The 22,461-nt window shown below is 71.2% G+C and carries 22 protein-coding genes; 9 read left to right on the top strand and 13 right to left on the bottom strand.

Going from position 1 to position 22,461, the window contains the following annotated elements; genetic code table 11:
- Positions 1-60: 60 nt before the first annotated feature.
- Positions 61-1,242, top strand: coding sequence for a cytochrome P450 (locus FVE25_RS11565; RefSeq protein ID WP_157246401.1), 1,182 nt, complete (start codon positions 61-63; stop codon positions 1,240-1,242).
- On the opposite strand, the gene FVE25_RS11570 is transcribed toward FVE25_RS11565, so the two are convergent.
- Entirely contained in the window at positions 1,187-2,407 is a 1,221-nt protein-coding gene (locus FVE25_RS11570; protein WP_157246402.1) for an FAD-dependent monooxygenase, read from the bottom strand. The genes FVE25_RS11565 and FVE25_RS11570 overlap by 56 nt on opposite strands.
- A gap of 60 nt (positions 2,408-2,467) precedes the next feature.
- Between FVE25_RS11570 and FVE25_RS11575 the strand changes: the two genes are divergently transcribed.
- Positions 2,468-3,007, top strand: a complete 540-nt coding sequence (locus FVE25_RS11575) for a TetR/AcrR family transcriptional regulator (protein WP_157246403.1) — start codon at positions 2,468-2,470, stop codon at positions 3,005-3,007.
- Here the strand turns inward: FVE25_RS11575 and FVE25_RS11580 are convergent.
- Positions 2,996-3,448: a GyrI-like domain-containing protein gene (locus FVE25_RS11580; protein WP_157246404.1), complete on the bottom strand. Its 453-nt coding sequence runs from the start codon at positions 3,446-3,448 to the stop codon at positions 2,996-2,998. The two genes, FVE25_RS11575 and FVE25_RS11580, sit on opposite strands and share 12 nt — an antisense overlap.
- Positions 3,449-3,526: 78 nt before the next feature.
- Between FVE25_RS11580 and FVE25_RS11585 the strand changes: the two genes are divergently transcribed.
- A complete protein-coding gene (locus FVE25_RS11585; protein WP_157246405.1) occupies positions 3,527-4,966 on the top strand; it encodes a GuaB1 family IMP dehydrogenase-related protein in 1,440 nt (479 codons plus the stop codon).
- Here the strand turns inward: FVE25_RS11585 and FVE25_RS11590 are convergent, their stop codons facing one another.
- The gene (locus FVE25_RS11590; RefSeq protein WP_157246406.1) at positions 4,967-5,716 is read right to left on the bottom strand and encodes an SDR family NAD(P)-dependent oxidoreductase; all 750 of its coding nucleotides are present in this window, start codon (positions 5,714-5,716) and stop codon (positions 4,967-4,969) included.
- A gap of 69 nt (positions 5,717-5,785) precedes the next feature.
- On the opposite strand from FVE25_RS11590, the gene FVE25_RS11595 reads away from it, so the two are divergent.
- The 3 genes from FVE25_RS11595 to FVE25_RS11605 all read left to right on the top strand — a co-directional run bounded on the left by FVE25_RS11595 (position 5,786) and on the right by FVE25_RS11605 (position 8,443).
- Positions 5,786-6,160, top strand: a complete 375-nt coding sequence (locus FVE25_RS11595; RefSeq protein WP_157246407.1) for an FKBP-type peptidyl-prolyl cis-trans isomerase — start codon at positions 5,786-5,788, stop codon at positions 6,158-6,160.
- A 170-nt stretch (positions 6,161-6,330) separates the two neighbouring features.
- Positions 6,331-7,077 carry an EI24 domain-containing protein gene (locus tag FVE25_RS11600; RefSeq protein WP_181019535.1) on the top strand — a complete coding sequence of 249 codons (747 nt, stop codon included), beginning with the start codon at positions 6,331-6,333 and terminating at the stop codon, positions 7,075-7,077.
- A gap of 301 nt (positions 7,078-7,378) precedes the next feature.
- Positions 7,379-8,443 (top strand): DUF4192 domain-containing protein, encoded by a 1,065-nt coding sequence (locus FVE25_RS11605; protein WP_157246408.1) that lies wholly within the window; start codon positions 7,379-7,381, stop codon positions 8,441-8,443.
- A gap of 490 nt (positions 8,444-8,933) precedes the next feature.
- Here the strand turns inward: FVE25_RS11605 and FVE25_RS11610 are convergent, their stop codons facing one another.
- Positions 8,934-9,281, bottom strand: coding sequence for a hypothetical protein (locus FVE25_RS11610; RefSeq protein WP_157246409.1), 348 nt, complete (start codon positions 9,279-9,281; stop codon positions 8,934-8,936).
- A 132-nt stretch (positions 9,282-9,413) separates the two neighbouring features.
- Between FVE25_RS11610 and FVE25_RS11615 the strand changes: the two genes are divergently transcribed.
- Positions 9,414-10,022 carry a DUF1707 and DUF4870 domain-containing protein gene (locus FVE25_RS11615; RefSeq protein WP_246266915.1) on the top strand — a complete coding sequence of 203 codons (609 nt, stop codon included), beginning with the start codon at positions 9,414-9,416 and terminating at the stop codon, positions 10,020-10,022.
- Positions 10,023-10,491: 469 nt separating this feature from the next.
- Here FVE25_RS11615 and FVE25_RS55085 read toward each other — a convergent pair whose 3' ends face one another.
- Positions 10,492-11,124 carry a septal ring lytic transglycosylase RlpA family protein gene (locus FVE25_RS55085; protein WP_246266917.1) on the bottom strand — a complete coding sequence of 211 codons (633 nt, stop codon included), beginning with the start codon at positions 11,122-11,124 and terminating at the stop codon, positions 10,492-10,494.
- Positions 11,125-11,611: 487 nt separating this feature from the next.
- Between FVE25_RS55085 and FVE25_RS11625 the strand changes: the two genes are divergently transcribed.
- Positions 11,612-12,787: an AAA family ATPase gene (locus FVE25_RS11625; RefSeq protein ID WP_246266958.1), complete on the top strand. Its 1,176-nt coding sequence runs from the start codon at positions 11,612-11,614 to the stop codon at positions 12,785-12,787.
- Here FVE25_RS11625 and FVE25_RS11630 read toward each other — a convergent pair.
- The 6 genes from FVE25_RS11630 to FVE25_RS11655 all read right to left on the bottom strand — a co-directional run bounded on the left by FVE25_RS11630 (position 12,784) and on the right by FVE25_RS11655 (position 19,463).
- Complete coding sequence (locus tag FVE25_RS11630; protein ID WP_157246411.1) at positions 12,784-14,310, bottom strand: ATP-dependent DNA ligase; 1,527 nt, start codon at positions 14,308-14,310, stop codon at positions 12,784-12,786. The genes FVE25_RS11625 and FVE25_RS11630 overlap by 4 nt on opposite strands.
- Positions 14,311-14,453: 143 nt before the next feature.
- Positions 14,454-15,224 carry a class I SAM-dependent methyltransferase gene (locus FVE25_RS11635; RefSeq protein ID WP_157246412.1) on the bottom strand — a complete coding sequence of 257 codons (771 nt, stop codon included), beginning with the start codon at positions 15,222-15,224 and terminating at the stop codon, positions 14,454-14,456.
- A gap of 2 nt (positions 15,225-15,226) precedes the next feature.
- Positions 15,227-15,808, bottom strand: coding sequence for a Maf family protein (locus tag FVE25_RS11640; RefSeq protein WP_157246413.1), 582 nt, complete (start codon positions 15,806-15,808; stop codon positions 15,227-15,229).
- A 16-nt stretch (positions 15,809-15,824) separates the two neighbouring features.
- Entirely contained in the window at positions 15,825-16,436 is a 612-nt protein-coding gene (locus FVE25_RS11645) for a DUF937 domain-containing protein (protein ID WP_157246414.1), read from the bottom strand.
- Between the two features lie 82 nt (positions 16,437-16,518).
- Positions 16,519-18,570 (bottom strand): ATP-dependent zinc metalloprotease FtsH, encoded by a 2,052-nt coding sequence (ftsH, locus tag FVE25_RS11650; protein ID WP_157246415.1) that lies wholly within the window; start codon positions 18,568-18,570, stop codon positions 16,519-16,521.
- Positions 18,571-18,575: 5 nt separating this feature from the next.
- Positions 18,576-19,463 carry a hypothetical protein gene (locus FVE25_RS11655; protein ID WP_246266918.1) on the bottom strand — a complete coding sequence of 296 codons (888 nt, stop codon included), beginning with the start codon at positions 19,461-19,463 and terminating at the stop codon, positions 18,576-18,578.
- Between the two features lie 98 nt (positions 19,464-19,561).
- On the opposite strand from FVE25_RS11655, the gene FVE25_RS11660 reads away from it, so the two are divergent.
- Complete coding sequence (locus FVE25_RS11660) at positions 19,562-20,545, top strand: DUF3616 domain-containing protein (protein ID WP_246266920.1); 984 nt, start codon at positions 19,562-19,564, stop codon at positions 20,543-20,545.
- On the opposite strand, the gene FVE25_RS11665 is transcribed toward FVE25_RS11660, so the two are convergent.
- On the bottom strand, positions 20,535-21,176 hold the full coding sequence (locus tag FVE25_RS11665; RefSeq protein WP_157246418.1) for an aminoacyl-tRNA hydrolase: 642 nt from the start codon (positions 21,174-21,176) through the stop codon (positions 20,535-20,537). The genes FVE25_RS11660 and FVE25_RS11665 overlap by 11 nt on opposite strands.
- On the bottom strand, positions 21,160-22,455 hold the full coding sequence (locus FVE25_RS11670; protein WP_219825427.1) for an MFS transporter: 1,296 nt from the start codon (positions 22,453-22,455) through the stop codon (positions 21,160-21,162). Before FVE25_RS11670 ends, FVE25_RS11665 begins: the two co-directional genes overlap by 17 nt.
- Positions 22,456-22,461: the final 6 nt, after the last annotated feature.

Here is a 22,461-nt window from a genome sequence, read left to right on the forward strand (position 1 = left end):
CCCTGACCGCCCAGTCGTCGGCGCGAGCGATGAAGGCGGCTCTGACCCCCGGAGCTGACCATGCACGATGGGATCGACCTGCTCGACGGTGACATGTACGCCGACGACCCCTGGCCACTGTACGCGTGGCTGCGCGAGCACTCGCCCGTCCACTACGACGCGGCCAACGACCTGTGGGGCATCTCGCGCCACGCCGACATCAGCGCGATCGAGCGCGACGCCAAACTGTGGACCAGCACCGGCGGCTACCGACCCCAGTTGCCCTCCGATCCGTCGATGATCGGCATGGACGACCCCATGCACGCCGAGCGCCGCCGCCTGGTCTACCGCCGCTTCACCCCGCGATACGTCCACGAGCGCTACGCCGGCCGGATCCGCGCCGTGGTGGTCGAGCAGATCACCCGCGCCCTGGAGGAGGGCACCGTGGACGCCGTCACCGCCCTGGCCGCCCCGCTGCCCGCCCGCATGATCGGCTGGCTGCTCGGCTTCCCCGACGAGGACTGGCCCAGGCTCAAGCACTGGTCGGAGACGACGATCGCGGCCGGAGGCGGCCTGCGCTACGTCACCCACGAGGCGGCCGTGGCGGCGGGCGAGTTCGGCGAAGCCGTCCTGGACCTCGCCGGGCAGCGCCGCACCTGCCCCCACGACGACCTGCTGTCGGTGTGGTCGAACCGGCCGGACTACGACGACGAGCACCTGGCCAACGAGGCCCTCCTGCTGCTGGACGGCGGCGCCGAGACCACCAGGACCGTCATCGCCACCGCCATCGACGCCCTCATCCGCCACCCCGCCCAGTGGCGCCTGCTGCGCGAGGACCCGTCGCTCATGGAGGGCGCCGTCGAGGAGTTCATCCGCTGGACCACCCCGATCCTCAACATGTGCCGCGCCGCCACCCGCGACACCGAGCTCCACGGCCAGACGATCAAGAAGGGCCAGCAGGTCCTGCTCATGTACGGCGCCGCCAACCGTGACCAGGCGGTGTTCGAACGGCCTGACGAGTTCGACCTCACCCGCAGGCCCGGCGGTCACATCGCCTTCGGCCTCGGCACCCACTTCTGCCTGGGGGCGGCGCTGGCCCGGCTGGAGCTCAAGATCTTCTTCGAGGAGTGGGTGGCCCGCGTGGACGACGCCGCGTGGGCCGACGCGGACGGGCCGCGCATCATGCGCAACTCCTTCGTGCGCGGGGTCACCTCGTTCCCGATCGTGTTGTCAGGCGGAGTCCGTCGTAGTCCTTCAGGGTGATCGAGTCGTGGAGGCGGACGCCGCCGCTGTTCATCTTGGCCAGGCGGCGGGACAGGGCCGTCGGGAGGTGGTTGATCAGGCGGGCGCCCTGGGCGAGGGCCCACACGTCTCTCGGGCGGCTGGGGACGAGGTGTCGGGCAGCGGTGAGCGCGAAGGCGCGGCTTCGCCGTACATAGTCTGAAATTTCGGTTTCGTAGGCGGGGAAGGCTTTGGTGTGGTCTCCGCCGTACGTGGCCAGTTCGCCGGCCAGGATGTAGGCGCCCACGACGGCCAGGCTCGTGCTGCCGCCCACGGCCGGGCCGGGGCAGTAGCCGGCGTCGCCGACCAGCGTGACCCGGCCGCGTGACCACGAGTTCAGGCGGAGCTGGGTGATCGAGTCGAAGAAGAAGGCCGTGGCGTGCTCGGCCGCGTCGAGCAGCCTCGGGACCTCCCAGCCCAGGTGGCCGAAGTGCGCGCGCAGGAGCTCCTTCTGGCGGGCCTGATCGCGGTGGTGGTAGTCGAGCCGCGCCTCCGGACGCCACAGGAACAGGGCCCGCGCGTCCGGCAGGCGGCGGGCGCCGTAGATCCCGGCCAGCCTGCCGGGCTCGGCGAGCATCTCCATGCGGCCGTCGAGGCCCAGGTGGTTGGGGACGGAGGCGACCGCGAGATAGGCGCCGATCCAATGCTCCTCGGCCGCGCCGAACGTCAGGTGGCGCACGTTGGAGTGCAGGCCGTCGGCGCCCACGATCAGGTCGAAGCGGCGTGGGGCGGCTTTCTCGAAGGTCACCTCGCCCGCCTCGGAGATCGAGGTGATGGAGTCGCCGAAGACGTACTCGACGCCGTCGCGGGAGCGCTCGTAGAAGATCTCGCTCAGGTCGTCGCGCATGATCTCGACGTGCCGGTCGGAGACCGCGCCCATCAGGCGGGTGATGTCGAGCTCGACGGGGCGTTTGCCAGCGCGGTGGTAAACGAGCTGCTTGGTGCCGGTCTCGGCCCGTTCCACCTGGTCGATGACGCCCATACGCTCGGCGATGTCCATGGCGGGGCGGAAGAGGTCCACGGCGTGGCCGCCGGTCTTGCGCAGGCTCGGGGCACGCTCGACGACCGTGACGGCGAAGCCGTACCGGGACAGCCAGTAAGCGAGGACGGGGCCGGCGATGCTGGCACCGGAGATGAGAACGCGCATCGTTTTACCTAACGGTAGGTAAGTAGGTTACTTAACGGAAGGTAAGTCATACTCGAAGGCATGGCAAGACCCGGTGACACCAAGAGCCGCATCCAGGCGGTCGCTCGCGAGCTGTTCCTGGAAAAGGGCGTGCGCGGCACGAGCCTCCAGGACATCGCCGACCGGCTCGGCATGACCAAACCGGCGCTGTACTACCACTTCTCCTCACGCGACGAGCTGGTGCGCAGCATCATCCAGCCGCTCTTCGCCGACGGCGAGGCGTACGTGTCGTCACTGGAGTCGCGCGGGCAGGTGAGCGCGGCCGACCTGCTCGGCGAGTACTTCGACTTCCACTACCGGCACCGCGACCTCGTCATGCTCCTGCTCAAGGAGCTCATCGCGCTGACCGAGCTGGGCCTGGTGGACTGGGCCTTCGACTCGCGCGAACGGCTGGCCGTCCTGCTGGTCGGCGAGAACCCGACGCTGGAGCAGGCCGCGCGCGCCACCGTGGCGCTGGGCGGGGTGGCCGACTGCGCGGTGCAGTTCCGCGACCGGCCCGAGGCGGACCTGCGCGCCGCCGCCGTCCGCGCGGGCTGCGGCGCACTGGGCCTAGATGGCTAGGTAGAGGTCCGCGCCCTCGGCGTGATGGACCTCCAGGTCCGTGGTGAAGGCGCGCGGCGGCGTGCCGCCCGACTCGGTGTGCTTCCACACCTGCTGCCACGCCTCGATGAGAGCCTGCGGCATCGGCCCGCGGGCGGCCAGCGTCAGCGCGGGGCCGGCCGGCACCCGCACGGCCACCATGCCCTCGGGCAGCCTTGGAACGGTCCTGACCGCGACGCCCACGACCTGGGTGTAGGCGCCGTTGTGGTCGCTCTCGTAGTCGTTCAGGACCGCGTAGAGGTTCTCGTCGATCCGCCCGGGCACGTGCGCGAAGGCCCCCGGCGCCCCCGCCCTCTGCCACAGCGCGCCCAGCCGGGCGCGCGAGGGGTCCATCTCGTCGGCGTTCGTCGTGCGTACGGCAAAGCCGACGACCAGCAGCTCGGCGCGCTCGGTGACGTCCACGGCTCCTCCAGCCCCCATAAGTATCCAGGGCTGATCATATGGCCGGACTTGACTTGACACCGCATAGGATGGACGAACGTGAAGTTTCTCAACGGTCTCCAGCCGTCCCACGACCTGACCTACAGCGACGTGTTCATGGTCCCGTCGCGCTCCTCGGTCGGATCCCGGCTCGGCGTCGATCTCTCGACGAACGACGGAACCGGCACCACCATCCCCCTCGTCGTGGCGAACATGACCGCGGTCGCCGGTCGGCGCATGGCCGAGACCGTCGCCCGGCGGGGCGGCATCACCGTCATCCCGCAGGACATCCCCATCGACGTGGTGGCCGACGTCGTCGACTGGGTCAAGAAGCGGGACCTGGTCCACGACACGCCGCTCACCCTCACCGGCCACGACACCGTCGGCGAGGCCCTCCAGCTCCTGCCCAAGCGGGCCCACGGCGCCGTCATCGTGGTCGACGGGGACCACCGCCCGGTCGGCGTCGTGACCGAGGCCGACTGCCAGGGCGTCGACATGTTCACGCAGCTGTCGCAGGTGATGTCCGCCGAACTGCTGACGCTGCCCGCCGGGCTCGACCCGCGCGTCGCCTTCGACCGGCTGCACGAGGGCCGCCACCGCCTAGCGCCGATCGTGGACGGCGAAGGCCGCCTCATCGGCATCCTCACCCGCACCGGCGCCCTGCGCGCCACCCTCTACCAGCCCGCGCTCGACACCGGCGGCCGCCTGCGCGTCGCCGCCGCCGTCGGCGTCAACGGCGACGTGGCGGCCAAGGCCAAGGAACTTCTCGAGGCGGGCATCGACGTGCTCGTCGTGGACACGGCCCACGGGCACCAGGAGAAGATGATCTCCGCGCTGCGTGCCGTACGCGCCCTCGACCCCGGCGTGCCCGTCGCGGCCGGGAACGTCGTCACCGCGGAAGGCGTGCGCGACCTCGTGGACGCCGGGGCCGACATCCTCAAGGTCGGCGTCGGGCCAGGCGCCATGTGCACCACGCGCATGATGACCGGCGTCGGGCGGCCACAGTTCTCCGCCGTCCTCGAGTGCGCGCACATGGCCAGGCAGCTCGGCAAGCACGTGTGGGCCGACGGCGGCGTGCGCCACCCCCGCGACGTCGCGCTCGCCCTGGCCGCCGGGGCCTCCAACGTCATGATCGGCTCCTGGTTCGCCGGCACCTACGAGTCGCCGGGCGACACCCGCACCGCGGCCGACGGGCGCAAGTACAAGGAGAACTTCGGCATGGCCTCCGCGCGAGCCGTACGGCTGCGCACCGCGGACGACAGCCCGTTCGACCGCGCCCGCAAGGCGTTGTTCGAGGAGGGCATCTCCACCTCGCGCATGTACCTCGACCCGCAGCGGCCCAGCGTCGAGGACCAGATCGACGCGATCGTGGCCGGCCTCAGGTCCTCGTGCACCTACGCCGGGGCCACGACGCTCGAGGAGTTTTACGAGCGAGCCGTGGTCGGCATCCAGTCGTCCTCCGGCTACACCGAGGGCATGCCGCTGCACCAGAGCTGGTGATCAGGTCCGCCGTCCGCCCGCGGCGTTGATGCCGCCGTCCACGTGGATGGTGGTTCCCGTGATGAACCGCGCCATCTCCCCCGCCAGGAAGATCGCCGCCGCCGCGGCGTCGGCCGGGTCGCCCAGGCGGCCCAGCGGGGGCAGGCGGGGCGGTTCGTCGCGCATGCTCGCCCTTACCTCCTCCTCGCCCTCGGTCGGCAGGGCGTCGGGGGCGATCGCGTTGACCCTGATCGGCGCCAGCTCCACCGCCAGCGACTTGGTGAGGCTCACCACGGCCGCCTTCATCGCCGCGTAGATCGCGAACCCCGGGGCCGCCTGGTATGCCTCGCTTGAGGTGATGTTGATGATGGACGAGCCCGCGTGCATCATCGGGAGCAGGCGGCGGATCATGGCGGTGAGCTGGATGAAGTTCTCGTCGATCAGGGCGCGCTCGCCCTTGGCCGAGGTGTCGGCGAAGCCCGCGTGGAACGTGCCGCCGGCATTGTTGACCAGGATGTCGACACGGCCGAACCGCTCGTGGACGGCTTGGGCGAACACCTCTGCGGCGACGGGGTCGCGCACGTCGAGCGTCATCGTCAGGCGGCGCTCGGAGTCGTGGACGTCGTTCGCCTTGATGCGGTCGCATGCCGCCACCGACGCGCCGAAAGCCTCGAACGCCTCCGTCACCGCCCGCCCGATCCCCCTGGCACCGCCGGTGACGACGGCGACGCGCCCGGTCAGCAGGATCCCGTCGGGAGAAAGGGCCGCCATGGACGATGAGGATATCCCGACAGCATAGAGTCGTCGGGTCCATTCCCATCGTTCATCAGGAGCACTTTCGTGGCACTCACGAAGCCGGAAATCGACTTCCCCGAGGGCAACCCGCCCGCCGACCTGGAGATCGTCGACCTTGTCGTGGGCGAGGGCGAGGAGGCCAAGCCCGGGCACGAGGTCCGCGTCCACTACGTCGGCGTGGCCTTCTCCACGGGCGAGGAGTTCGACGCCTCGTGGAACCGGGGGCAGGCATTCGAGTTCCCGCTGGGCGGCGGCCGGGTCATCGCCGGCTGGGACCGGGGCGTGGCCGGGATGAAGGTCGGGGGGCGGCGCAAGCTGGTCATCCCGCCGCACCTGGGCTATGGCAGCCGGGGGGCCGGGGCGCGCATCAAGCCCGGCGAGACCCTCATCTTCGTGGTGGACCTGCTCGGGGTCAGCTGAACTGTGCGCGTGCGGGCCTGCCTCCATGGTTTCGGGGGCAGGCCCGTGGTGCGTGTGGGCCTGCTTGGGGCGCGTGGGTGGGTGGGCCTGGGCACACATCCGGATATATGGGTTTGTGCGGGGGTTTGCCCCGTGCGTGGATCAGGGTGGGCGGCGCTAGCATGCCGGGCATGCAACCTGTGCGGGACTTCTTCGCCGGCGTCGGCTTCTTCTTCCAGGGCCTGGGATGGGTGGCCCGTCATGGCCGCTGGTGGCTGTTCGGGCTGATCCCCGCGCTGATCGCGTTCGCCATCTATGTGGCGGCGCTGGTGTACCTGGGCAACAACGCCATGGAACTGGCCGACTGGATGACGCCGTTCGCCGACTCGTGGGGGTGGCGGGACGCGTTCCGGGTCATGATCGCGATTGTGATCTTCGCGGGCGGGCTGGCGCTGGCGGTGGTGACGTTCACGGCGGTAACCCTCGCCATCGGGGAGCCGTTCTACGAGAAGCTGTCGGCCGCCGTGGACCCGCTGCCCGGCGAGGTCGAGCAGCCCTGGTGGAAGTCGATCCCCCGGTCGATCAAGGACAGCCTGGTGACGCTGGGCTGGGTGCTGATGTTCACGATCCCGCTGTTCTTCCTGGGCTTCATCCCGGTGGTCGGCCAGACGGTGATCCCGGTGATCGGTGCCGCCATTTCCGGATTTTTCCTGACAGTGGAGCTCACCACGCTCTCCCTGGAACGCCGGGGCCTGATCCGCAGGCAACGCTTCGCCGTACTCCGCGCCAGCAAGCCCTCCGCGCTGGGTTTCGGGGTGGCGGTCTTCCTGCTGTTCCTGATCCCGTTCATCTCCGTGATCGCCATGCCCGCCGCAGTGGCCGGCGCCGCCCTCCTGGTCCGCGACCGCCTGTCCCCGGCCCCCACCGAGGCACCCTGACCGGAACGGCCAGTCAGCTGGCCAGAGAACGACCCAGAGGCCGGCCAGAGCGACTCACAGGTCGACGAGAGCGACCCAGAGGTCGGCCGGAGCGACCCGCAGGTTGACCGGGGCGGCCACAGGTCGGCCGGAGCGACCCGCAGATTGACCGGGCGGCCCACACGTTGACCGGGCGGCCCGCAGATTGACCGGAGGCGCCCAGGGGACCTTATCCACAACCCCGCAGCGCCGTACGCACCCTCATCCCCAGAACCCCGTTCGCCCCCTCAAGGGCCGCCCGACCCCGGGCACCCTACAACGCATGACCCCCGAGCCCTACCTCACCCTCGTCAGCCCTGCCGACATCCTGTCCGCGATCCCGTACTTGGTCGGCTTCCACCCAGCCGAAAGCCTGATCGTGATCGGCATGGCCGAGGACCAGATCCAGATCGCCGCCCGCTGGAACCTCCCGCTCCCGCCCGACGCCCTGACCCCCCTCCTCCCCGTCCTGGAGCGGGAGAAGATCACCGAATTGATCCTGGTCGGCTACGGCCCCGGCCCCTTGGTCACCCCGGCCATAGACAAAGCCCGGACCCTGGCCACAAGAACCGGCGTGAAGGTGGCCGAAGCCCTAAGAGCAGAGCACGGCCGCTACTGGTCCTACGTGTGCGACCGCCCCGAATGCTGCCTGCCGACCGGCACCCCCTACGACCCGACGTCCAGCCCAGTGGCCGCGCAAGCCACCGTCCACGGCATGGTCGCCCTCCCCAGCCGCCAAGCCCTGGAACGCACCATCGCCCCCTTCCCGGGCCCGGTCCGCATGTCCATGCGCACCGCCACAGCCAGCGCAATAGCGGACGTAAGATCCCGCCTATCCCACTCGACAGACGTAGAAGCCTTCGCCCGCACGTTCGTGGCCGAGGGCTTGGTCCGCGTACGCTCCGCCATCGCCGCCCAAGCGGCCGGCAGGCGCCTGGACGACACCGAAGCCGCCAGGCTGGGCCTGGACCTCACGGTCATCAGAGTCCGTGACGAGGCCTGGACCTTGATCGACGACGCCCACGTCCCTCTCTGGAAAGACCTCACCCGCAGGCTGGAACCCCGCTTCGTCCCCGCCGCCGCGTCCCTCCTGGCCATGTCGAGCTGGCGGGCAGGCGACAGCGTCCTGGCGGTCATAGCCCTCGAACGCGCCCTGACCATAGACCCCGCCTACTCGATGGCCAACCTCTTGATGCACGCCCTGCAACACCTGCTCTCCCCCGCCATGCTCCGGGGCCGCCTCCCCACCCCCGCCGAACTGGAGACCGCCATGGGCACTCCCAAGGCCGCCTGGCTCCTCCCCTTGACCACCCTCCTGGACGACCCCCAGGAATCCGCCACGGCCTGACCACCCCGCAGCACCCACAACACCACTCCACCGCCCGAACACTAAGACCACAGCCATGCACAAACGGGACCCCTGCCAACACCCACGCCACCCAGAACTCATCCGGCGACATGCGCCGCACAGCAACACACGCTCTCCGAGACAGCCACCCCCTGACGCAGAGGTTGGGACGAAGGCACAGAGGTGGTGGGCCACGGGCGGCGGCGTGGACAGGGGCGCGGACCAGGAAGCGCAGACGCGGACCGGGAAGCGCAGGTGTGGACCGGGAAGCGCAGGTGTGGACCGGGAAGCGCAGGTGTGGACCGGGAAGCGCAGGTGTGGACCGGGAAGCGCAGGTGTGGACCGGGAAGCGCAGGTGTGGGCAGGGGGGCATAGGCGTGGGCAGGGGGCAGGGGGCGTGGGGCGTGGGTAGGGGGCGCGGGGGCAGGGGGCGCGGAAATGGAGCGGGGCGTGGCGGAAGGGAATGGGAGAACCCTGGAGACGGGGCGGCCTACAGTTCGGGGCGCCCTTCCTTCCGGCGCCGTTCGTTGTAGGCCCGCATCCGTGGCGGATATCCAGTGAGCTGTACGTCGTAGACAGGCAACGCGAGGTCCCGCGCTACCTTGTGGATCACGGCAGGAGAGCCAACCCGTCTCCGTGTCCACTCTCCATCGTCGGCCACGGCCACGGCGGTGGTGTCGGTGGCAAAGGTCTCCGGTTCGACATAGAACTCAACACCACGCCGGGACTTGGCGAAGTCGATGAGCGCTTCGATGTCAGCATCTGTCGCCTCACGGTCGAACTTGGCGACCTTCGGCCCGCGCAGACGCCGGAGCCCATAGCGGTCTCGCCATCTCATAGTTCCTTTTTATATCCGTTCCGCGCCCGTCGCGTCGGGGCTGTTCTAAGGGAGACATCGGGGTTCCTCCCGATCCATACCCAAGAAGAACAGGGCACCATAGGGGCAGAGCGCCCTGAACTAAGGAGAGGCATGGCAGCGATGACAGGGGCATCCACGTATCCGGGCAGCCCCGGACAGGTGCCGCAGGCCAACATGCGAGTGACCAATCAGGACCGCGAGCACGTGGTGGAGCACGTCAAGGCCGCCTACGCCGAGGGCAGGTTCGACAAGTTCGAGTTCGACGACCGCCTCGAACGCGCCATGACCGCCCGCACCCATGGCGACCTGATGCCGATCATGACCGAGCTGTACGGCTCCCGCCCCTCGGCCCACCTCCGCGACTCCCTGCGGCCGACCACCGCCCCACCCCGAGTTTCCGCACCCACGGAAAGCAACGAACGCCTGGGCGCCTCAGCGGCCCACCTCCTGGCCTTGGTCGGCCTCCCGGTGATCGGCCCGTTGATCCTCTTGCTGACCGGCGGCAAAACCTCGCCGTTCATCCGCCGCCACGCCTTGGAGTCCCTGAACTTCCACCTAACGGTCACGGGCGCCACGCTCCTGCTCCCGTTCACGATCATCGGCGTCATCCTGATCCCGTTCATGTGGATCGCCGCCGTCGTCCTCTCGATCGCCGGCGGTGTCTCCGCCCTGGCCGACCGCGACTTCCAGTACCCCTTGACCGTCCGTCTCGTCAAGTAACCGCCGACGCTCCACTGACGTAGGGGCAAGCGCCTACCTCGCGACCCGTAGCCGCAACGGCCAGCGCCTGCCTCGTGGCCCGTCGGCGTGGCGGCAAGCGCTTGAAACAGCCAGCCTGCGCGACGGGCCACGGTCCGACGTGCCGCACGGCAGAGCGCCGCGTGACCGGTCCATCCGGTAGACACCACGTGTCCGGTCCACCCGATAGAACGCCGCGCGACCGGTCCACCCGGTAGACGGCCGCGCGAGCAAGACGTGCGGCGGAGCATCCCCAACCGGCCTTCAGAGCATCACCCCAACCGGCCCACGACAGAGCGCTTCCGGACCGGGGCCGGCGCGACAGGAGTGCTACGCGGCGAGACCGTCCCGCTAGGGGTGCTGCCTGGCCAGTGGGACAGGGCGGTGCCTGGCCGGGGGGCAGGGTGGTGCCCAGGCTGCCGGGGGCTGACTGGGTGGTGGGGTGGGGTGGTTATCTGGCCAGGACCTCGTACTTGACGGTCATCACGCCTGCGCCGGTGTTGCCGATGCGGTCGAAGGCGGCCTCGGACAGGTCCAGGCAGCGGCCGCCCACGTAGGGACCGCGGTCGTTGATCCGGACCGTCACCGACTCGCCGCTCGACGGGTTGGTGACGCGGACCCGGCTGCCCAGCGGCAGCGTCTTGTGGGCGGCGGTCATGGCGGAGGGGTTGAAGCGTTCGCCGCTGGCGGTCATCTGGGGTTCGCCGTAGAAGGAGGCGCCGCAGGTTCCCGAGGAGACGACGCGGGCGCGTGGCTTCGAGGTGGGCTTGGCCTCGGCCTTGGGGGCGGGCTTGTCCGCGGGCGGCTTGGTGCTGGACGGGCCGGTTTTCGATGGGGTGGCGGCCCCTGTGGTGGAGGGGGTGTCGCCTGCCGGCGCCGAAGGGCTGCCACCTGCCGGCGTCGAGGGGGTGCCGCCTGTGGGTGCCGAAGGAGCGCCTCCGGCGGGAGCTTCGGTTGCGGCTGAGGGGGCGCCTCCGGCCGGGGCGCCGGGGGTGGGGGCGGCTCCTGCGGCTCCAGCGCCGCCGGTACCGCCGGCGGCTCCGGCGGCTCCTGTGCCCCCTGCGGGGGCTGGGGGGAGGTTCATGGCTCCGGCTCTGCTGGCTTCGTTACCGTTGGTAACCGCTGCCCAGGCCGTGGTCGAGGCGACCGCGAGTACGGCGGCGCCGGCGGCCACGGTGGCCCAGCGGCGCCGGGTGGAGGCGGGCGGACGGGTTGAGGTGTTTTCGCGGGCGGGCTTGGCCGAATGCTGACCCAAGGGAGACCACAGTCCTAGATAGGGGACAGGACAGGGAAAGGCCAGGCGGAGAGGGGTGTGGGGGCGTGCCGGTGCCGTTCCCTGCGGGGCGGGGCGGCGCTGCGCCCCGGCGATTCCGCGAACATACGCGACAAAGGCCGAGCAAAGGCAACTTAATGAGTCAAGTAGTGATATATCTCACTTTGATCACATCTTTACCTTGCCTTGAAAGAGTACGCGGTTGATCTTCCGAAGTCCGGGAAATTCGGTAAATCACGCTCCGTGATCATTATGGGAGTCCGGAGCCCAGGCGGCGACGCCGTACCCTGGCACGGTGATGACCACGCTCGCCGTCGAGAACTACCGGTCGCTGCGCCGCCTCTACGTGTCCCTGGCGCGGCTCAACGTCGTGACCGGCGCCAACGGCAGCGGCAAGTCCAGCCTCTACCGGGCCCTGCGCCTGCTGGCCGACTCCGCCCGCAACGGCGCCGTGGCCGCGCTGGCCAGGGAGGGCGGGCTGGCCTCCACCCTGTGGGCGGGGCCGGAGAGCATCGGGCGCAAGGTACGCGACGGGACATACCCGGTGCAGGGCACCACGCGTTCCGCGCCGGTCAGCCTCAAGCTGGGGTTCGCCGGGGACGACTTCGGCTACGCCATGGACCTGGGGCTGCCCATTCCGGGCGGTGGGAGCGACGGGATGCCGTCGGCGTTCTCGCTGGATCCGGAGATCAAGGCGGAGGCCACCTGGGCGGGGCCGATTCTGCGCCCGGCCACGATGCTGGCCCAGCGGGGCGGCCCCGCCGTACAGATTCGTGATGGCGCGGGACGGTGGGAGTTCGTGCCGCACGACCTGCAGCCGTTCGACAGCATGCTGAGCGAGATGGCGGATCCGGTGCGCGCGCCCGATCTGCTGGCGTTGCGGGAGCGGATCAGGTCGTGGCGCTTCTACGACCATCTACGCACCGACGCGCACGCGCCGGCCCGGCAGGCGAGGATCGGGACCCGCACGCCGGTGCTGAGCCACGACGGCGGGGACGTCGCGGCGGCGCTGCAGACGATCCGCGAGATCGGCAACGCGAAGGCCCTGGACGAGGCGGTGGACCACGCCTTCCCCGGCAGCCGGGTGGAGATCGGCGTCGAAGGCACGCTGATGGAGCTCAGGCTCAGGCAACACGGGCTGCTGCGTCCGCTGGGCAGCGCGGAGCTTTCCGACGGCACGCTGAGGTACCTGCTGTGGGTGGCGGCGTTGCTGACGCCCCGGCCGCCGGAGATGCTGGTGCTGAACGAGCCGGAGACCAGCCTGCACCCGGACCTGCTCGAACCGCTGGGCGAGCTGATCGCCGCGGCCGCCGAGGAGACCCAGGTGATCGTGGTCACGCACGCCCAGCCGCTGGTCAAGGCGCTGCAGAAGCGTGAGGCGGCCACGATCGAGCTGGTGAAGGAGTTCGGCGAGACGGGCGTCGCCGGGCAGGGGCCGCTGGACGGGCCCAGCTGGAAGTGGCCGAAACGCTAGAGCATGAGCGCGCGGACGGTGTCCACGGTGTCGGCCTCGTCGGGGCGTTTGTCCGGGCGGTAGCGCAGGACGCGGGCGAAGCGCAGGGCCATGCCGCCCGGGTAGCGCGGTGAGCGCTGGACGCCGTCGAAGGCGATCTCGACCACGAGCTCGGGCCGCAGCCGCACCGTCCAGCCGTCGGTGGGCCCGTCGGCGATCTGCAGGAACCGCTCGGTCTGCCAGGCCAGCAGCTCGTCGGTCAGCCCCTTGAACGTCTTGCCCAGCATGACGTAGCCGCCCTCCGGGTCACGGGCACCCAGATGGAGGTTGGACAGCTTGCCCTCTCTGCGGCCATGGCCCCATTCGGCGGCCAGGACGACGAGGTCGAGCGTGTGCCGGGGCTTCACCTTGATCCACCCGGCGCCCCGGCGGCCCGCGGCGTAGGGCGAGGTGAGGGTCTTGACCACCAGGCCCTCGTGACCGGCGCGGACCACGTCGGCGAAGAACGCCTCGGCCTTGGCCACGTCATCGGTGACCAGGCGCGGGGTGAGCAGGCCGGGCGGGACCGTGCGGGCCAGCGCTTCCTGGCGTTCGGAGTAGGGCAGGTCGAGCAGGTCGGCACCGCCCACGCGGAGGGCGTCGAAGAAGAACACGCTCAGCGGCGTCTGCTCGCGCAGCCGTGCCACGTCGAGCTTGCTGGCCACGCGGGAGGCGCTGACCTGGAACGGGTGCGGACGGCCGTCCGGCTGCAGGGCGATCACCTCGCCGTCGAGCACCAGGTCGTCCTCGGCCAGGCCGAGCACGGCTTCGACCAGCTCGGGAACCTGGGCGGTGATCTCGTCGAGCGTGCGGGTGAAGACGCGCACCACCTCGCCGGAACGGTGCGCCTGGACCCGGATGCCGTCGAGCTTCCACTCCAGCGCGACCGGCTGCCCACCGGCCTTCTCCAGCGCCGCGGCCACGTTGGGGGCGCTGCCCGCCAGCATGGGCGCGACCGCCCGCCCCACCTCGAGCCGGAACGCGCGCAGGGCCTCGACCCCGCCGGACAGCGCCGCCGCCCCCACCGCGGGCAGCCAGCCGCGCAGGGTCAGCGCCCGCCGGACGTCGGCCGACGGGGCGCCGGACGCCTTGGCCACCGCCTCGATCATCACCCCGTCGAGCGCGCCCTGGCGCAGCTCGCCGCCGAGCAGCCGGGTCAGGAACGCCTGCTCCTGGCTCGTCAGCCCGGCGAACAGCTCGCTCACCAGATCCTTACGCGCGGCCTGCGAGCCCTGCCCGGCGACCGCCTTGATGCGGCTCAGCAGCGCGTCGACCTCGGTGAGGGTGGCGGTGGCGACCAGTTTGGGCGCGGGCGGGTCCTGCAGGCTCCGCCACCCCACGCCGACCTGCCGCTGGGGCAGCTCGCCCGACAGGTAGGAGATGGCGATGCGGGCCTCGTCGGGGCCGACCCTGCCGAGCAGCTCGGCCAGGTGGCCCACCTTCCCCAGGCGGGCTGACGTCCGCGTCACCGCCTCGGAGACCCGGACCACGTCGATCAATAGCACAACGCTATGGTGCCGCACCTCGCCGACAAAACCCATCAGCCATTACGGCAGGCCGCCCCCACACCACCCGCCGCCGTGCGCGGGCGCCGATCGTGGGGGTCGCTTCTCACGTCGGACGCATGCCCCGCCGTCACGGCCGGACGTCACCCGGCGGCCGCGGGCTTGCGCGCCTCGAAGAGGTACCGGGTGGTCGTCGCCACGAAGGGCCCCTCCGATTCCAGCCGCTCGTGTAGCTCCCGGAGCCTGGGCAGGTACTGCTCGACCGTGAACCCGGGCACCATCCAGATCACCTTCCGCAGGAAGTAGATCACCGCCCCGATGTCGTAGAACTCGGTCCGCAGCCGCTCCAGCCGTACGTCGACCACCTCGAGCCCGGCCTCCTCCGCCGCGGCCGTGGCGTCGTCCGGGTGCCGTGAGCGCCGATCCTCCGCCGGCCGTGGCCCGAGGAAGTACTCGACCAGCTCGAACACGCTCTCCGGCCCCACCTGCTGCGACAGGTAGGCCCCGCCCGGCCGCAGCACGCGGGCGATCTCGGTCCACCACACGGTCACCGGGTGCCGGCTGATGACCAGGTCGAACGCGGCGTCGGCGAAGGGCAGCGGCGGCTCGTCGGCGTTGGCGACCACGACGCAGCCGAGCGGGTGCAGCAGGGCGGTGGCCTTGGCGAGGTTGGGCGGCCAGGATTCGGTGGCGGCCATCAGGCGGGGCAGCGGGGCGGCCCCGGCCAGGACCTCGCCGCCGCCGGTCTGGATGTCGAGTGCGGTCTCGGCCCGGGCCAGGCGCTCGCGGATGAGCCGCTGGTACCCCCAGGAGGGGCGGGCTTCGGTGGCGCGGCCGTCGAGCCAGGAGAAGTCCCAGCCTTCGACGGAGACGGAGGACGCCTCGGCCACCAGTTCGTCGAAGGTGCGCGCCACGGTCAGCGCCAGTAGCCGGTCACGGAGTGGCCGAGTTCTTCGAAGAGCGCGCGGGTGAGCGGCAGCGAGATGCCCAGCACGTTGCCGTGGTCGCCCTCGATGCCCTCGACGAACCAGCCGCCCTTGCCCTCGATGCTGAAGCCGCCGGCCAGTTGCAGCGGCTCGCCGGAGTCGATGTATGCCTCGAGCTCGGCGTCGGTGGGCCGGCCGAAGCGGATCACGGTCGTGCCGGTCTCGGCCGCCTCCTTGCCGGCCGCCACGTCGATGACGCAGTGGCCGGTCACCAGGCGGCCCGTGCGGCCGCGCATCATGCGCCAGCGCTTGAGCGTCTCCTCCGGCGTGCCCGGCTTGCCGTACGGCCGGCCGTCCAGCTCCAGGATCGAGTCGCAGCCGATGACCAGCCCCTCGTCGAGGTCGGCGGCCACCGCGCGGGCCTTGGCCCTGGCCAGTTCGAGTGCGAGCGCGGCCGGTGAGTAGGCGGTGTAGGCGTCCTCGTCGACCCCGCTGACGATCACCTTGGGATCGAGCCCGGCGTTGCGCAGCAGGGCGAGGCGGGCGGGGGAAGCTGAGGCGAGGACGATCATCGCCCCAGCTTACCGGTCACCAGTCGGGGTTCGACGTGCCCTGGGTGGCCGAGCTCGGCTGCTGTTGCTGGTGTGGCTGCGGCGGCTGCTGGGGCAGCTGGCCCTCGGGCGTGCCGCCGAAGATGCTGCCGAGCAGGCCGCCCAGCAGGTCACCGAGGCCGCCATCCTGCATGCCGGTGTGCTCCTGGTTGAGGTCGTCGGCGACGGCTCCGGCGTCCATGTTCTGCCGGCTCGCGCGGTCGGCCAGCAAGGACATGATCATCGGTGCGATGAGCGGGAGCAGCTTCATGATGGTGTTGCTGTTGATGCCGGCGAACTGGGCCAGCCCGTCCGCCGCCTGTTCGGTGCCCTGGGCGCCGAGGACGTGGCCCAGGATGCCCTGGCCGTCCCTGGTCAGGTTGGCCACGTCACCGGTGAAGGGGTCGGCGTCGACGTGCTGGTCGAGCGCGCTGCGCAGGGCCTGCGCGCCGTCGAGGTTCTCGGCGTTGCGGGCCATGCCGCCGGCGATGGTGCCCGTGGCGGCCTCGACGACGGTGCGCGCGGTGGCCACGTCGGTGCCGAGGAGCCCGGCGATCTGCTGCAGGCCGGAATCGCCCAGTTGTGCGATGAGCTCGTCATTGAGTGACACGACAAGTCCCCCCGATCGTTCGTCTCGGGGGGACTTACCCGTGGCTTTATCTGGCTATTTCCAGAATTGAACTAACTGTCGGTCAGGACTCCGGGACCGGCGCCGGACCGGACGCGGCCTCGGCGCCCGCCTGGATGCCCGCCTGCTCGCCCCGGGGCAACTGCCCGTTCTGGCGCGGCTGCTCGATCGGGGTGTGCACCGGCCGCGGCACACCGGCGGCGGTGTAGGCCCCGGCCTCGTCCAGCGTCTCGTGCTCCAGCAACGCCTCCACGATGGCGTCCAGCTTGTCGCGGTTGTCGGAGAGGATGCGGACCGCCACCTCGTAGCACTCGTCCACGATCCGCCGGGCCTCCTCGTCCACGGTGGCGAGGGTGGCGGGCGACGCCTGCGGCTGCTGGCCGTCGTTCGGCAGGATCGTCAGGGGGCCGACCTTGGCCGACATGCCCCACCGGCCCACCATGCCCCGCGCGATCATGGTGACCTGCTCCAGGTCGTTCTCGGCGCCGGTGGTGATGACGTCGTAGACGACCTGCTCGGCCGCCATGCCGCCGAGGGCGCCGGCGATCCGGCCGCGCAGGTACTGCTCGTCGTAGGCGTACCGGTCGGTGTCCGGCGTGGACAGGGTGACGCCCAGCGCCCGGCCGCGCGGGATGATCGAGATCTTCCTGACCGGGTCGGCGCCTGGCTGGAGCATGCCGAGCAGCGCGTGCCCCGCCTCGTGGTAGGCGGTCCTGACCCGCTCCTCCTCCGGCATCACGATGCTGCGGGCCGCGCCGAGCTGCAACTTCTCCAGCGCGTCGGCGAAGTCGGCGGTGCCGACCTTCTCCTTGCCGCGCTTGGCGGCCAGCAGCGCGGCCTCGTTGACCAGGTTGGCCAGGTCGGCGCCGGTCATGCCCGGCGTGGTCTTGGCGAGCTGGTCGAGGCTGACCTCTCCGGCCAGCGGGACGCCGCGCGTGTGCACCTTCAGGATCGCGGTACGGCCGGCCGCGTCGGGCAGGCCGACCTGGACGGTCCGGTCGAAGCGGCCGGGGCGCAGCAGGGCCGGGTCGAGCACCTCGGGCCGGTTGGTGGCGCCGATGACGATGACGCCCTCGGCCCCGGAGAATCCGTCCATCTCGGTGAGGATCTGGTTGAGCGTCTGCTCGCGCTCGTCGTGCCCGCCGAGGCCGGAGGCGCCGCCGCGGGCGCGGCCGATGGCGTCGATCTCGTCGATGAACACGATGGCCGGCGCCACCTTGCGCGCCTCCTCGAACAGGTCGCGCACCCGGGAGGCGCCCACGCCGACGATCATCTCGATGAACTCGGAGGCGCTGGCGGAGAAGAACGGCACGTTGGCCTCGCCGGCGACCGCGCGGGCCAGCAGCGTCTTGCCGGTGCCGGGCGGGCCGGCCAGCAGGACGCCCTTGGGCAGCTTGGCGCCGAGCCTGCGGTACTTGTCCGGGTCCTTGAGGTAGTCCACGATCTCGACGAGCTCGTTCTCGACCTCGTCGATGCCGGCCACGTCGTCGAAGGTGACGCGGATCTTGGAGCTCTCGACCGGCTTGGCCGCCTTGGACTTGCCCAGGCCGCCGAGCCCGCCGCCGCCCATCATGCTGGCGCCGCGGCGCATGATCCAGATCCACAGGCCGGCCAGCAGCAGCACGGGCAGCAGCGACAGCAGCAGGTTCACGAACAGCCCGCGCCCGCCGATCGGCTGCGCGGTGATCCGCACCCCGGCCGTGCTGAGCTGCTGGTAGAGCTGGTCGGTGTTGGCGAAGACCGGGATCTCGGTCTCGAACTTCGTGTACTGCTTGTTGTCGTCGGGGTCGGTGGCGCCGGCCTTGAGGTCGCCCTGGACGGAGGTGCCCTCGGCGTAGACGTCCTTGACGTTGTTCGCGGTCACCTGCTTGGTGAACTCCGTGTAGGAGATCGTCTCCACCGGCTCCTTGTCGAAGAAGGAGGAGATGAGGAAGAAACCCGCGTACACGACCAGCAACGTGACGACGAACCGCCACCAGTTGATCTTCGGTCGTCCGCTGCCGGAACCGCCCGGGAGGCCCTCGGCGCGCCAGGGCTTCTGTTTGTTCTTGTCCTGCTCCTGAGGCGGCCCTGAGCGTTCCACCACGGCGTCACTCCCCCAAATCGCCGCATCCATGATCTCTACCCTAGAACACGGGCACCTGAGACGACGCGGTAGATGTCACGCCAACGCTTACGTTGCGTGTCCGGCACCGAAGCGAACACCAGTCCGGGCTTGCTCATTCCCCCGTCGATCACGACGACGGCGGCCAGCGAGGACCGCTTGCCGTACGTGACCTGGTAGACGAGGGCCCAGCCGCCCTTGACCGGCTGTGAGGAGACCCAGCGGACGACGGAGTCCTCGGGGTGGTGGTTGAGGGTCCAGCGGGCGGCGAGCAGGGCGGTGTCGCGCGGATGCTTCTGCGCCTCGATCGGCAGGGGGCAGCTCACCAGCAGTCCCCGCTCGGCCTGGCCGCGCACCTTGGGCAGCACCTGCTTGCTGGTGAACGGCGCGGGCCGGTGCACCTTCCACGTCCCGCCCGGCCTGGGTACGGCGAGGCCGGTGCGCTTGTCGGAGATCACCTTCTTGCCGGGGTCGGCCCGGGTGACCTGCTTGAGCTTGCCCGGCAGCCGGGGCAGCCGCCTGTCGGCGTAGAGGGCCTCCATGGCGGTGTATCCGGGAGCCAGCGTCGTCCCGGGGGAGGGAGTCGGCCGGGCGACGGGCTGGGCGGAGCCCGCGGGCTGGGCGACGCCCACCGGCTGGCGGGCGTCCGTGGGCTGCCGCGTGTCCGTGGGGGCGGGGGATGGCGCGCCGGACGAGGTGGGAGCGGCCGATGGCGCGGCGACCGGCCGTTCCCCCTCGCCCGGCCCCGAGGGGAGCACGAGCCACACCGCGGCGGCGACGACCGCTGCCGCGGCGAGCACGGCGGACCCTCGGTAGACGTCCCGCATGCGCAGGTCGCCGATCCGGGAGCGCTTGGGCGGGGAAGTCGTCCGCGGCTTGCCGGCCGTTGTCACACGGGAACCCACGGTCCCACCTTCCCCATCGAGCACGACGGGAGCGTACGACAAATCCCGCTAATGCGTGCAAGAAGCTACCGAAGTGTCATCATGGCAGGGTGCACCAGGTGGAGCTTCGATTCCATCCCGATTCCCGGGACACGCTGACCCACACCAACCTGTCGGCCGTCCGCCACGACGCCACCGGCCTCTGGCTGGCCGGCGACGAGACGGCCACCATCGAGCACCTCGCATGGACCGGCGAGCGCTACGACGCCCAGCGCACCTTCCGGCTGGCCGACTACGTGGACCTGCCCGCCGGCCCCGACGACGAGGCCGACATCGAGGGCCTGGCCAGGACCGACGGCCAGCTCTGGCTGGTCGGCTCCCACAGCCTGAAGCGCCGCAAGCCCAAGTCCAAGGACCCGGAGAAGGCGGTCAAGCGCCTGGCCTCGGTCATCCGGGAGGAGAACCGCTTCATCCTGGTACGGCTGCCGCTGGACCCGGTCACCAACGCCCCGCTGCCCGGCGACATCCTGGCCGGCAAGGACAACCTCACCCGGCACCTGGACGACGACGAGCACCTGGCCCCGTTCCTGGCCCTTCCCGGCAAGGACAACGGCCTGGACATCGAGGGCATCGCGGTCATGGGCCGGCGGGTCTTCCTGGGCCTGCGCGGCCCGGTGCTGCGCGGCTGGGCGGTGGTCCTGGAACTCGCCCCCGTCGCCGGTGACCGCGGCCGGTTGCGGCTGGCCTCGCCGTACCCGGGGAACGAGGGCAGGGCCGTCTACCGCAAGCACTTCCTCGACCTGGGCGGGCTGGGCGTGCGGGACCTGTGCCCGTACAACGGCGACCTGCTGCTGCTCACCGGCCCCAGCATGGATCTCGACGGCCCGGTCAAGGTGGTGCGCTGGCGGGTGGGCAAGCACGCCGACGTGGTCGGCCCCGGCGACCTGGAGACGCTGGCCGAGCTGCCCTACGGGATCGGCTGCGACCATCCCGAGGGCCTGGCGATCATGCCCGACGGGCGGTTGCTCGTGGTCTACGACAGCCCGGGGCCGCACCGGCACACCACGCAGGGCGGCGTGCTGGCGGACGTCATCACGTTGTGAGCTCGGCGACGAACGTGCACGAGCCCGGCGCGATCTCGGTGAATCCGGCGTCGCGCACGACGGGCAGCCCGCTCGCCGCCAGCTTGTCGAAGTGCTCCTGCGAGGGCGAGGTGCGCACGGACACGGCGAGCCCCCGCGCGATCCAGTCCGCCCGCTCCGCCGGGCCGCACGACCACCAGGCGAGCTGGGCGGCGTGCCCGGCCTGGGCCATCGCCTTGCCGGCGGTCATCTCCAGCGCCGGGTTCTCCCACAACACCGGGGGTACGGCGGGCCCGGGCTCGGCGGTGTCGGCCAGGTCGGTGCCGGACACCTGAAGCCGCGACAGGTCCTTGGGCCAGCCGTCGAGCGGGATCGGCGGGTGCACCCTGACCTGGGCCGTGCGGTGCTCGACGGTACGGCCCGGCAGCGCGAGCACCCGCGTCCATTCGGCGCCGCGGGCCCGGCGCACCACCTTGCGGATGCGCCCGGTGGCCTGCCAGGCGTGCAGTTCCTCGCTCCACTCCCCCGGGTCGGCCAGGACGCCGAGCACGGCCATGGCGGCCGCCTCCAGGGCGTCGGCCCGCTCGGGCGGGGTGGCCCGCTCGAGCCTGACCACCAGGGGGAGGACCATCAGTTCACGCTCGTCGTTCATCGGGGACCAGCATGCCCGACGGCGCGTCGGCGCGCGGTCGCGACCCCCGGCCGATGGCCACCGAGAGCGCGGCGGCGATCAGGCAGAGGGCGCCGGCGCCGTACCAGGCGAGGTCGTAGCTGCCGAGCTGGTCGCGGCTGAGGCCGGCGAGCACGGCGGCGATGGCGGCGCCGACCTGGTGGGAGGCGAACACCCAGCCGAACACGACGCCGCCGTCGGGGCCGTAGATCTTGCGGCAGAGGGCGACGGTGGGCGGGACGGTGGCGACCCAGTCGAGGCCGTAGAAGATGATGAACACGAGCATGCTCGGGTGGGCGCTGGCGGCGAACAATCCGGGCAGCACCATGAGCGACAGCCCGCGCAGCGCGTAGTAGACGCCGAGCAGGATGCGTGAGTCCATGCGGTCGCTGAGCCAGCCGGAGGCGACGGTGCCGACCACGTCGAAGACGCCGACGAGCGCGAGCAGGCCGGCGGCGGTGGTCTGCGGCATGCCGTGGTCGTGGGCGGCGGGGATGAAGTGGGTGCCGACCAGCCCGTTGGTGCTGGCCCCGCAGATGGCGAAGCCGACGGCCAGGAACCAGAACGGCCGGGTGCGCGCCGCCGACCTGAGCACGCCCACGGCCCGGACGGCCGCGTTGACCGAAGGGGCCGGAGCGCGCACGGCCCCGGGCTCCGCCCCGAGCGCCGTGGTGCCGGCGTCGGCCGGGTCGTCGCGCAGCAGCCACCACACGAGCGGCGCGACGACGAGCGCGGACGCGGCCACGGTCAGCGAGGCCACCCGCCACCCCGGCCCCTCGGCGAGGTGGGCCAGCACGGGCAGGAAGATGAGCTGCCCGGTGGCGCCCGCGGCGGTGAGCACGCCGGTGACCAGGCCGCGGTGCCGTACGAACCAGCGGTCGGTGACGGTGGCGGCGAAGACCAGCGCCATGGAGCCGGTGCCGAGCCCGACCAGCACGCCCCAGAACAGCAGGAGCTGCCAGGAGGCGTTCATGGCCAGCGTGCCGCCGCTGCCCAGCGCCACGAGCAGCAGCGCCGCCGAGACCACGCGGCGCATGCCGAAGCGGTCCATGAGGGCGGCGGCGAAGGGGGCGGTCAGGCCGTACAGGACGAGGTTGACGGAGACGGCCAGCGAGATCGTCGCGGTGGACCAGCCGAACTCACGCTGAAGCGGGTCGATCAGGACGCCGGGGGTGGCACGGAACCCGGCGGCGCCCAGGATGGCCACAAAGGCCACGGCGGCCACCAGCCAAGCACGGTGGATTCTTCTCACCCGACTCATGGTCAT

Origin of the sequence: Nonomuraea typhae (genome assembly GCF_009760925.1) — a bacterium.
In the GTDB taxonomy this organism is placed as follows: domain Bacteria; phylum Actinomycetota; class Actinomycetes; order Streptosporangiales; family Streptosporangiaceae; genus Nonomuraea; species Nonomuraea typhae.